10 protein-coding genes and 1 pseudogene are annotated in these 11,463 nt (G+C 69.0%); 9 read left to right on the forward strand and 2 right to left on the reverse strand.

Annotated features, from left to right (window positions below):
• Positions 1-304: 304 nt before the first annotated feature.
• Positions 305-994, reverse strand: coding sequence for a TetR/AcrR family transcriptional regulator (locus VM306_RS17965; protein ID WP_325516257.1), 690 nt, complete (start codon positions 992-994; stop codon positions 305-307).
• 97 nt (positions 995-1,091) lie between these two features.
• Between VM306_RS17965 and VM306_RS17970 the strand changes: the two genes are divergently transcribed.
• Both VM306_RS17970 and VM306_RS17975 read left to right on the forward strand, forming a co-directional pair.
• On the forward strand, positions 1,092-2,009 hold the full coding sequence (locus VM306_RS17970) for an SDR family oxidoreductase (protein ID WP_325516259.1): 918 nt from the start codon (positions 1,092-1,094) through the stop codon (positions 2,007-2,009).
• Positions 2,010-2,036: 27 nt separating this feature from the next.
• A complete protein-coding gene (locus tag VM306_RS17975) occupies positions 2,037-2,705 on the forward strand; it encodes a dienelactone hydrolase family protein (RefSeq protein WP_325516261.1) in 669 nt (222 codons plus the stop codon).
• On the opposite strand, the gene VM306_RS17980 is transcribed toward VM306_RS17975, so the two are convergent.
• Positions 2,702-3,718, reverse strand: coding sequence for an NAD(P)-binding domain-containing protein (locus tag VM306_RS17980; RefSeq protein ID WP_325516263.1), 1,017 nt, complete (start codon positions 3,716-3,718; stop codon positions 2,702-2,704). The two genes, VM306_RS17975 and VM306_RS17980, sit on opposite strands and share 4 nt — an antisense overlap.
• Positions 3,719-3,840: 122 nt before the next feature.
• On the opposite strand from VM306_RS17980, the gene VM306_RS17985 reads away from it, so the two are divergent.
• The 7 genes and pseudogenes from VM306_RS17985 to VM306_RS18015 all read left to right on the forward strand — a co-directional run.
• Positions 3,841-4,731 (forward strand): pentapeptide repeat-containing protein, encoded by an 891-nt coding sequence (locus tag VM306_RS17985; RefSeq protein ID WP_325516266.1) that lies wholly within the window; start codon positions 3,841-3,843, stop codon positions 4,729-4,731.
• A complete protein-coding gene (locus tag VM306_RS17990; protein ID WP_325516268.1) occupies positions 4,721-5,164 on the forward strand; it encodes an LppU/SCO3897 family protein in 444 nt (147 codons plus the stop codon). Before VM306_RS17985 ends, VM306_RS17990 begins: the two co-directional genes overlap by 11 nt.
• A gap of 53 nt (positions 5,165-5,217) precedes the next feature.
• Positions 5,218-7,029, forward strand: coding sequence for an NHL domain-containing thioredoxin family protein (locus VM306_RS17995; protein WP_325516270.1), 1,812 nt, complete (start codon positions 5,218-5,220; stop codon positions 7,027-7,029).
• A 45-nt stretch (positions 7,030-7,074) separates the two neighbouring features.
• The gene (locus VM306_RS18000) at positions 7,075-7,368 is read left to right on the forward strand and encodes a co-chaperone GroES (protein WP_325516354.1); all 294 of its coding nucleotides are present in this window, start codon (positions 7,075-7,077) and stop codon (positions 7,366-7,368) included.
• Positions 7,369-7,650: 282 nt separating this feature from the next.
• Complete coding sequence (locus VM306_RS18005; RefSeq protein ID WP_414672409.1) at positions 7,651-9,444, forward strand: VanW family protein; 1,794 nt, start codon at positions 7,651-7,653, stop codon at positions 9,442-9,444.
• 111 nt (positions 9,445-9,555) lie between these two features.
• Positions 9,556-10,284: a DUF1206 domain-containing protein gene (locus VM306_RS18010; RefSeq protein ID WP_325516356.1), complete on the forward strand. Its 729-nt coding sequence runs from the start codon at positions 9,556-9,558 to the stop codon at positions 10,282-10,284.
• 128 nt (positions 10,285-10,412) lie between these two features.
• A pseudogene (locus VM306_RS18015) lies at positions 10,413-11,441 on the forward strand (Cmx/CmrA family chloramphenicol efflux MFS transporter); the annotation flags it as partial.
• Positions 11,442-11,463 lie beyond the last annotated feature (22 nt).

Below are 11,463 nucleotides of genomic sequence, written 5' to 3' on the forward strand. Positions count from 1 at the left end.
ATCACTGAGCGAGGCTCGTTGGCTGACGGGAGCAGCATAGCTGTCACTCGAACGGACGCACGTTGTGTCGTGGAAGGCAGGTTGAGCAGTGGGTTTTGGCACAATTTCGTCGTCTGTCCAAGCTGAAGGGTGACGCCTATTCACTGTATCGAGTGAAACGCCGAAACGAATAGATAGGCCATGTGGGTGTTCGCAGGCTGTTCTCGGTCGCTCCCTGACAGGCCGCGCAATGGGTGAAATGACACTGAGTTAACCAACTGCACCCGAATGGCAGAGCACTCTGCTCGTGTCTGGTGCAAGCCGGTTATCGGGTCTGGCCTTCCCGCGCGGAAACGTCTTTCGCCCGGGCCAGCAGACCGGAGGTGGTCACCTCGACGGTGCGGCGCACGACGTCGGTGAAGTCGACGCACATCACGGCCAGGGACGGGTCGGCGGCGTAGGCGTCGAGGACCGCCTGCGGAGGGCGGCTGGCCGGCCAGGCGGCGACCGCCATCAGCATGACGGTCTGCAGCAGCGTGCCGGCGCCCTCGTCGCCCAGTTCGGGCAGGTGCCGTCCGGTGAACCGGACGAGCGTCTCCAGGTGCTCCCGGACGGCGTGCTTGTGCCCGAGGGCGGTCTCGGCGGAGATGTTGCGCTCCAGCACGGTGGACTGCGCGCTCATCAGGTCGCACAGCACGGGACGGCGTGCCAGCGAGGTGGCCAGGAGCTCGGCCAGCCGGTCTCCGCGTTTCCCTGCGGGACCGCCGCCGGGCGCCGCGCTCTCCAGCTCGGTGATCCAGTCCGTGATCTCCGCCTTCAGCAACGCCAGCAGCACGGCCTCGCGCGACTCGAAGTAGCGCAGGACGTTGGCCTTGGCCAGGCAGACCCGGCGGCTCAGGGCGGTGAGGGTCAGCTCGGCCACCGGCATCTCGGTGAGCATCGCCGCCGCCGCGTCGAGGATCTGCCGCCGCCGCTCGTTGCGCTGCTCCTCGGTGCGCGCCCGCTGGAAACCCATGCCGGACATGTTACAGACCAGCGGTACTTTACTAAGATACCGTTGGTCCGTTATGTTGTGTGAATAAAAGACCAGCAGTACGTAATGAGGAGTTGCGATGTACGAGGTTCCTGACCAGCACGGCAAGCGCATCGTCGTCACCGGCGCGAACAGCGGCACCGGCAAGGAGGCGGCCAAGCGGCTGGCGGGCGCCGGGGCCGAGGTCGTCCTCGCGGTGCGCACCGAGGCCAAGGGCGAGCAGGCGAGAGCGGAGATCCTCGCCGCTCATCCCGGCGCGCGGGTCGAGGTCCGCGGGCTCGACCTGGCGGCCCAGGCCTCGGTGAGCGCGTTCGCAGAGGACCTGATCGCCGAGGGCAAGCCGTTGGACGTGCTGGTGAACAACGCGGGTGTGATGAACGTGCCCGTGCGGACCGAGACGGCCGACGGCTTCGAGCTCCAGCTGGCCAGCAACTTCCTCGGCCCGTTCGCCCTGACAGTCCGCCTGCTGCCGTTGCTGCTGGCCGCTCCCGCGCCGCGCGTCGTGACCATGAGCAGCGGTGCCGCGTACCGCGGGCGGATCGACTTCGACGACCTGCAGTCGCGCCGCCGGTACAGCCCGACGCTGGCCTACTCCCACTCCAAGCTCGCCGACCTGCTGATGACGGTGCACCTGGCCCGCCTGGCCGCCGAGCGGGACTGGCCGCTGCTGTCGGTCGCCGCGCACCCCGGCTACGCCCGCACGAACCTGATGACCTCCGGCCCGTACCTGAACGGCGGCCGGCCCGGCATCGTGCAGTCGTTCGGTCTCAAGGTGATCCCTTCGCAGGGGGTCGAGCAGGGCACCGAACCGCTCCTGTACGCGGCGGCCGACCCCGGCGCGGTCGCCGGCGGGTACTACGGGCCGCGCTGGGCGCTCGTCGGCCCGACCAGGCCCGCCTCGATGCCCCGGTCCGCGCGGGACGAGGTGGTGGCCGCACGTCTGTGGGCGGAGGCCGAGCGCCTCACCGGGACGTCCGTGGAGGTCGTCGGCCGGTGATCGTCACTTCTCGGGCAGGATCGACCCATGACCCATCGAGTTGACGACATGCCGTTGCCGGTCTGGCTCCCCGAGTCCGGGAGCGGCCCCGGCATCGTCCTGATCCAGGAGATCTTCGGCCTGGACGGCTACCTGCGGACAGTCGCCGAGAAGCTCGCCGCGCTCGGCTACGTCGTGGCCGTCCCCGAGCTCTTCCACCGCTTCCAGCCCGGCTGGGTCGGCGAGCACGACGAGGCCGGCATCCAGAAGTCGATGGAGGTCGTGGGCAACCTCGACTTCCCGCTCGCCGTGCAGGACGTCGTCGCGTCCGCGCGGTACCTGCGCGGGCTGCCCGAGGTCACCGGTGGCGTCGGCGTGCTCGGCTTCTGCCTCGGCGGCACCCTCGCCTACGCGGCGGCCGTCGCGTCGGACCCGGACACCGCCGTCTCCTTCTACGGCTCGGGTGTGCCGGACCAGATCGGCACGCTCGACCAGGTGTCGTGCCCGATCCTCTTCCACTTCGGCACCGAGGACTCGTTCATCACCGAGTACGGCAAGGTCGTGGACGCGGTGGAGGACCGGCCGAACGCCGAGATCCACCTGGAGCCCGCGGGGCACGCGTTCCTCAACCACCTCGGGCCCTGGTACGACCAGGCGGCCGCGGACCGCGCCTGGGACCTCACCGCGCGGTTCCTGGCCCGCACGCTCCCCGCTTAGGCGATGCACGGCACCGCGAGCTGCTGCGAGAAGAACCTCTCCAGCGGCTTGCGGTGCAACCGGTGCTCGACGGCGATCAGCTCGTTGTGCCGGTAGTGCCTGACCTGCGTGCTCGTGACGACGAAGCCGTGGCGCCGGGTCGTGGGCATCTCGTCGTAGAGCAACGCGTGCTGCCCTTGCGGCACGACGACGTCGGCCAGCCCGTCCGGGATCTCGCTCGCCCGCGCCGCGACCGCGGCGGCCAGCGCGTCCGGCCGGTTGCGCAGCCGGCGGTGCGGCCACGGGACGCCGTGGTGCTCCGCCTCCAGCGTCCTGTGCAACGCCCTGACGGTGTGCCGGATCGCCTTGATCGAGTCGCCGGTGACCACGTGCGCGGCGGGGTCGTCGAGCGCGGTGTCCCTGCGGAACCCGGTGCACGCGATGACCTTGTCGTAGCGCAGCTCCCCGGTGCCGTCGATAGAGGCGACGAACTCGGTGCCGTGCTTGACGATCCGCTGCACCGACCGTCCCACCGTGTGCGTCAGCCGAGCCGTGGCGGAGATGTTGTCGGCCGTCTCGAACGCGCTGCGCCCGCGGCCGATGATCAGCACGCGCTTGCCCGCGTACTCCGTCGGGTCGGTGCTGGCGTCGGCGTACGTCTCGGCGTGCTCGATGCCGGGAATGCTGGGCAGGTGGGGCTTCTGGCCGGTCGCGATGATGACGTGCCGCGCGCCGTGCTCGCTCACGTCGGTGACCGGCGTGTCGTAGCGGACGTTCAACGGCCGCGCGAAGTCCTCCAGGTACCGCACCAGGTCGTCGGCGCCGGGGAACGACCGCTTGCTGTACCGCGAGAACGGCGCGCCGCCGAACAACCAGTTGTCGTCCGTGGACAGCACGCGGTGCCGGGGGAACCCCCGGAAGAAGCTCGCCGGTTCCGGGCTTCGCTCCAGGACCACGTACTCGCGTCCCGCCAGGTGCAGGAAGCGTCCCATCTGCAGACCCGCGGGACCCGCACCGATCACCAGGTACTCCACCACCACGCACCTCCCGGCGTCCTCTACGCCAAAGATGGCGCAAAAGGTTCAGGCGGGCGGTTACGTTCCATCATGTGGATTCGGGGCTGCTCTGGTCAATCAAAAGGCACATAGGTCTTGTCGTGCTGATCGGCGTGACGGTCTTCGCGCTGGCCGCGGCACTCCTGTGGGCCGCGCTGGGCTTCCCCTCCGCCCCGTCGTCCCGGCTCGACATCATCAAGGTCGCCCTGACCGTGGTCGCGGGCGTGGGCGGTGTCGTCGCCCTGGTCGTGGCCTACCGCAGACAACGCGTCAGCGAGTCCGCCGAGGCACGCGAACGCGTGAAACTGCTCAACGAACGCTTCGGCGCCGCCTGCAACCAGATCGGCAACGAGGCCCCGTCCGTCCGGCTCGCCGGCGTCTACGCCCTGGCCGCGCTGGCCGACGAGTGGCCGGAGCAACGCCAGGTGTGCATCGACGTGCTGTGCTCGTACCTGCGCCTGCCGTACGAGCCGTCGCTGGACTCGGACTGGTACCACGACGCGGAGTCCGAGGTGCGCCTGACCGTCACCACCCTGATCTCCCAGCACCTGCGCGACGGCGCTCGGGTCAGCTGGCGCGGTCACGACTTCGACCTGGTCCGCGCCGTGCTGCGATCGGCGGACTTCGCCGGCGTCCACGTGCCGTCCGGAACGTTCTTCCTGAGCCTGGCGCGCTTCCCCGGCGGCTGGATCTCGTTCGACGGCATGGTGGTCGACGGCGGCGAGGTGTGGTTCGGCGGCACGACGTTCGGCGGCGCGCGCGTGACGTTCGACAAGGCCGAGTTCCGCAGTGGCCGGGTGCAGTTCGAGGGCGCGGACTTCGCCGCCGGCGAGGTGTCGTTCCGCGGGGCCCTGTTCGCCGGCGGGGAGGTCGACCTCTCGAAGGCGCAGATCACCGTGATGCCGGTGTTCGACGAGGGCGAGAAGCCCGGCCTCAAGCTGCCGTCGGCTAACGCGGTCGCAAGCGCACCGATAGCTGGGCATGAGCGATGAGCTGACCTCAGCGCGTTGGTACATCGCCGGAGTCGTGGGTGTCGCGGTGGTGCTCGGTCCTGTGCTGGTGATCGCGATGAGCGGTTCCGGCGCCGGCGACACGCCAGGACCGGCACCGTCGACGGCCGTCGCGGAAACGCCCGTCACCACGGTGTCGGCGAACCCGCTCGACGGGATCCCGGTGGGCGACTGCCTGCGGAACAGCGGCACGGACACCGGTCCGGCGATGGTTCCGGGGAGTTGTGGCCACGGCTCTTTCGTGGTTCTGGCGAAGAATGCCGGAACTGTCGACACGAACGTCTGTTCCGCCGTTGGCGGGCACACGCACAACTACACGGTCGAGAAATACGAGCTGACGATGAAGGACGGCAACGAGATCCGCCGCACGTTGAGCGTCAGGGACTCGTACGTGTTCTGCCTCGAGCAGCAGTAGTCCACATCCTGGACACCGGAACAGCCGGACTGTCCACAGTGTTGGATACCGGCGTGACGACTGTGAAGCGCCGTGCCCGTGTCCGAGCCCCTGAGCTGGTAGGACGCGGCTGGCTCAACACGGGTGACGCCGAGGTCACCCTCAAGGAACTGCGCGGCAAGATCGTGCTGCTCGACTTCTGGACGTTCTGCTGCATCAACTGCCTGCACGTCCTCGACGAGCTGCGCCCGCTCGAGAAGGAGTTCGAGGACGTCCTGGTCACGATCGGCGTGCACTCGCCGAAGTTCGTGCACGAGGCCGACCCGGACGCGCTGAAGGCCGCCGTCGAGCGCTACGAGGTGCACCACCCCGTTCTCGACGACCCGGAGCTCACGACCTGGCAGAACTACGCCGTCAAGGCGTGGCCGACGCTCGTGCTGGTCGACCCCGAGGGCTACGTCGTGCACGTCGCCGCCGGTGAGGGCCACGTCGAGGCGCTCAGGACCGTCATCGGCGAACTGGTCGCGGAGCACGACGAGAAGGGCACGCTGCACCGCGGCTCCGGTCCGTACGTCGCCCCCGAACCGAAGAACACCACGCTGCGGTTCCCCGCCAAGGCGATCGTCACGCCGAGCGGCACGATCCTGGTCAGCGACTCCGCCCACCACAGCCTCGTCGAGCTCGAGGCGGACGGCGAGACCGTCATCCGCCGCATCGGCACCGGCGAACGCGGCAGGCAGGACGGCCTGAACCCCACGTTCTCCGAGCCCGCGGGGCTCACGCTGGTCCCCGGCACCCACGGCTACGACGTGGTCGTCGCGGACACCGTCAACCACCTCCTGCGCGGTCTCGACCTCCGCACGGGCGAGGTCACGACGCTGGCCGGCACCGGCGAGCAGTGGCGCGACGGCGAGACCGACGGGCCCGCCGACAAGATCGAGCTCACCAGCCCGTGGGACGTCGCCTGGTGGAACGGCGGCGTCGCCATCGCCATGGCCGGCAACCACACGCTGGGCTTCTTCGACCCCGCGGACAACACCGTCCGCCGCCTCGCGGGCACCACCGTCGAAGGCATCAACGACGGACCGGCGGAGGGGGCCTTCTTCGCCCAGACCTCGGGGCTCGCCGCGGACGGCGACCGGCTGTGGATGGTCGACTCCGAGACCAGCGCGCTGCGCTACCTGGAGAACGGCGAGGTCACGACCGTCATCGGCAAGGGCCTGTTCGCGTTCGGCCACAAGGACGGCGACGCGGACGAGGCGCTCCTGCAGCACCCGCTGGGCGTCACGGTCCTCGACGACCACTCCGTCGCCATCAGCGACACCTACAACAACGCCGTCCGGCGCTACGACCCCGACACGAACACCCTGAGCACCATCGCCACGGACGTCGCAGAGCCGTCCGACGCGCTCGTCGTCGACAACGAGCTCGTCGTGGTCGCGTCGGCCGCCCACCGGCTCGAACGGTTCTCCGCCGCCGCCACCAGGATCGACGGCGAGGCTCACCAGGTGAAGCGGCCGTCCACCGACATCGCGCCGGGAGCGTTCGAGCTCGCCGTCGTCTTCACCCCGCCGACCGGGACGAAGCTGGACGAGAGGTACGGCCCGTCGACCCGTCTGGAGATCACCAGCTCGCCGCCGGAGCTGATCCTCGAGGGCGCGGGCGTCGGAACCGAACTGGTACGGGCGTTGCGGATCAACGATTCTGTCACGAACGGCGTTCTGCACGTAGTAGCGCAGGCCGCCAGTTGCAGTGACGATCCTGCCGACGAACACCCGGTCTGCCGTCTGACCAGGCAGGACTGGGGCGTACCCGTTCGAGTGGTTGACGATGCACCTACCCGTCTGCCCCTGTTGATGGGCGGCATGGACGAGGGCCATCGGTAAGGCACGTAGACTCTGCTGGTGCCTGATGTCAAGCTCGAGATCCAGATGCTGCACGACCGCGTCATGGTGCGCATCTCGCCGGAGGACGGCGAGCGGCGTTCCAGCGGAGGCATCGTGATCCCCGCGACGGCCCAGATGGCGAAGCGGTTGGCGTGGGGCGATGTGTTCGGAGTCGGTACCAGCGTGCGCCACGTGAAGGTCGGCGACCGGGTGATGTTCAACCCGGAGGATCAGCTCGAGGTCGAGGTGCACGGCACCACGTACCTCGTGATGAAGGAGCGCGACCTGCACGCGGTTGCGACGGAGCTCACCGAGCACGGTACTGGGCTGTACCTATGAGCCGCCGGTTCGTGATCCGCGCCTGATAGCTACACCACATACGCCGCCTCAGGAGACAGGGCAACGGGGAGAGCTGTGCCGTACGACGCTGACAAGACGAGAGCGATGCCACCGGTAGGTCCTGGTCGCACGAACTCCGAGCAGACCGTCAAGATCAACCCGGTCCAGGCGGACGCCTCCACCGCGGCCTGGCCGTCCGAGGAGCCCGACACCAACGAGCCGACCGTCTCGGCGGCCGTACCCGGTGTGGGCTTCCCCGCCGGTGAGGACGCCACCGAGTACATGCGGCCGGTGGCCCCGCCAGAGCCCCGGCCGGAGGACTCCGGCGTCTACGGGCCCGTGATGATCGAGCCGGGCGAGGACGAGGCCCAGCCGAAGAACGCGCGCAAGAAGGCGTTGATCGTGGCCGCGGCCGTGGTCGGCGCGTTCGGCCTGCTCTGGGGCCTCGACATCCTCGTCTCCAGCGGCAACGTCCCGCGCGGCGTGACCGTCGCGGGCGTCGACGTCGGCGGCATGAGCCACTCCGACGCCGAGAAGAAGCTGCGCGACGAGATCGGCCCGCGCCTGAGCAAGCCGGTCGCGCTGAAGGCGGGCGACGTCACGGCTGAGCTCGACCCGCAGGCAGCGGGTCTGGAGCTCGACTGGGACGGCACGATCGACCGTGCCGGCAGCCAGCCGCTCAGCCCCATCACGCGCGTCACGTCGTTCTTCACCAGCCGCGAGGTCGGCGTCGCGACGAAGGCCGACGACGCGAAGGTCTCCGGCGCGCTCGAGGCCCTGCGTCCCAAGCTCGACCACGAGCCCATCGAGGGCACCATCAGGTTCGAGGGCGCGAACCCCGTCGCCGTCGACCCGCACGACGGCCAGAAGCTCAAGGCCGAGGAGGCCGCGGGCGCGGTCGTCTCGAACTGGGCCGCCGGCAACCCCGTCGACGTCCCGATGGACTTCACCCCGGTGAAGACCACGAAGGAGGGCGTCGAGAAGGCGCTCAACGAGGTGGTCAAGACGGCGGTGTCCGGCCCGGTCAAGATCAAGGGCGAGGGCAAGGACGCGAACCTCACCCCGGAGCAGATCGGCGCCACGCTGGCGTTCGCCCCCGGTGACGGCGGCGCGCTCACCGTCGCGGTGAACAAGGACAAGCTCGTCGAGGTGGCCGCTCCGCAGCTCAAGGAGACGGTCAAGGAGGGCAAGGACGCCCAGATCGTCTTCGAGGGCGGCAGGCCGATCGTCAAGGAGTCGGTGGACGGCCTCGACCTCGACTGGGACAAGAACCTCCAGCCGTACTTCGACACGCTGAAGAAGACCGACGCGCGCGAGGTCAAGTTCGAGTACAAGCACACGCCCGCCAAGGTCACGACCGAGCAGGCGAACAAGATGGGCATCAAGGAGGTCATCGGCGAGTTCCAGACCGGTGGCTTCGCCGCCGCGTCGGGCGTCAACATCCGCGTCGTGGCCGAGGAGGTCAACGGCGCGATCGTGAAGCCCAAGGAGACGTTCAGCCTCAACAAGCACACCGGCCCCCGCGGTACCGCCCAGGGCTACGTCGAGGCGGGCATCATCGAGAACGGCATCCCCGGCATGGCCGTCGGCGGTGGCATCTCCCAGTTCGCGACCACCCTCTACAACGCGTCGTACTACGCGGGCATGAAGGACGCGGGCCACAAGGAGCACAGCTACTGGATCACGAGGTACCCGAAGGGCCGCGAGGCCACCGTGTTCATGGACAACGCGGGCAACAGCCTGATCGACATCGCGTTCACGAACCCGGACGACACGGGCGTCGCCATCCAGACGATCTGGACGCCGTCCTCGATCAAGATCGTGCTCTGGGGCACCAAGAACTACGACGTCGCCGGCTCCACCAGTGGTGACTTCAACCCCACCCAGCCGCAGGAGAAGAAGATCAGCAAGGCCGGGTGCACGCCGAGCAACGGCGCCCCCGGCTTCTCGGTGACGGACACCCGCACGATCAAGGACCGCCGCACCGGCCAGTCGCGCAGCGAGTCGCGCACGGTCCGCTACGACCCGCAGTTCAAGATCATCTGCGAGCCGGCGCCACCGCCCGCCGGCGGCTGACCGGGGAATCTTGATTCACGGTGGCCACGCGCGGGTATTCACCCGTTCGTGGCCACTGTTGCGCATGAGGCGCGAAGACACCCCGTCGTCCAGACGCTCGGGCGGGTGGGGATGGTTGTGTACGGGGCGGTCCACGTGCTCATCGCGTGGCTGGCGCTCCAGGTCGCGTTCGGCGGAGACGCCAAGCGGACGGATTCGAAAGGCGCGCTGAGCGAGCTCGCGGAGAACGGCGCCTGGCTGTTGTGGACCGTGGGCATCGGGCTCACCTTCTTCGCGATCTGGCAGCTGATCCTCGCCTTCGTCGGCTACACCTACATCGGCAAGAAGCGCAAACGCATCTCGAAGCGCATCGGCTCCGCGGCTCGCGCCATCACGGCCGGCGGTATCGCGTTCGCTGCCTTCAAGTACGCCACCAGCGGCAGCAGCGGCAGCCAGACGGACCAGAACCAGGAACTGACGGCGCAGGTGCTCTCCTGGCCGGGCGGCCAGTTCATCGTCGGCGCCGTCGCGATCGGTGTGCTCATCACCGCGGGCGTCATCGCCTACAAGGGCTTCAAGAAGTCCTTCGAGAAGGACCTCGACATGGGCCGCGCGCCGTCGTGGATCGAGCCCGTCGGCCGGATCGGCTGGATCGGCAAGGGCTTCGCGTACGGCGTGATCGGCGTCCTCATCGGACTGGCGGCGATCACCGCGGACCCCAAGCAGGCCGGCGGCATGGACAAGGCGCTGCACACGCTGGTGGCACAGCCCTACGGCGTGTTCCTGCTCAGCGCGGTCGCGATCGGCATCGCGGCGTTCGGCGTCTACTGCTTCGTCGCGGCGCGCGCTCTGAAGGAGTGAAGAACGGTGGTGCGTGACGCGATGCGTCCGCGCTAGCGTGGCAGTCGTGGTGAGTCCGGAGGCGAACAGGTTCGGGGCTGCGGTCTGACCGTCAGCCCCTGACACCTCTTCGCCTCCGGAGTCGTTCCGTGCCCTTCTCGCTGTACCTGCTCGCCCTGGCCGTGTTCGCCATGGGCACCTCGGAGTTCATGCTCGCCGGTCTGCTGCCGGCCATCTCGACCGATCTCGGTGTGCCCGTGGGCACCGCCGGTCTGCTCACCTCGGCGTTCGCCGCCGGCATGGTCGTCGGCGCGCCGTCGATGGCGGTGGTGGCACGCAACTGGTCACCGCGCCTCAGCCTGTCCGGGTTCGTCGCCGTGTTCCTGGCCGCGCACGTTGCCGGTGCCCTGACCTCGAACTTCACCGTGTTGCTGGCGTCCCGGGTGGTCGCCGCGCTCGCGAACGCCGGCTTCCTCGCCGTGGCGCTGACAACGGCTTCTGCTCTGGTACCACCGCAACGACGTGGACGTGCGCTCGCGGTGTTGTTGTCCGGCACGACGGTGGCGACGATCGCCGGTGTGCCGGGAGGATCGTTGCTCGGTACCGCTTTCGGTTGGCGCGCAACGTTCCTCGCGGTCGCCGCGCTCTGCGTTCCGGCGGCGTTCGGTGTGCTGAAAGGGATTCCGGCACGCCAGGACCGCATCGACCCGCCCGCGCTGCGGCCGGAGCTCGCCGAGCTCGCCAAGCCGAAGCTGGCCCTGGTCATCGTGCTCGCCGTGCTCGTGAACGCGGTGACGTTCGGCCACTTCACGTTCCTCGCCCCGGTCGTCACGGACGTCGCCGGGCTGAGCCAGTGGTGGGTGCCCGTCGCGCTCGTGCTGTTCGGCGTCGGCTCATTCGTCGGCGTCATGGCCGGTGGCAGGCTGGCCGACTCCTCGCCGCGGCCCGTCGTGGTCCTCGGTGGACCGGTGGTGCTCATCGGCTGGTGGAGTCTCGACCTGCTCGGCACGAACCCGGTCGCGTTGCTGCTGCTGGTTTTCGTGCTGGGCGCACTGTCGTTCGCGGTGGGCAGCACGGTGATCGCGCGCGTCCTGCACCACGCGGCGGGCGCACCGACGATGGCCGGTTCCTACGCGACGGCCGCGCTCAACGTCGGTGCCGTCATCGGACCGATCGTGTTTTCGCTCTGACAAGTGAAAA

The organism is Lentzea sp., assembly GCF_035525475.1.
GTDB lineage: Bacteria > Actinomycetota > Actinomycetes > Mycobacteriales > Pseudonocardiaceae > Lentzea.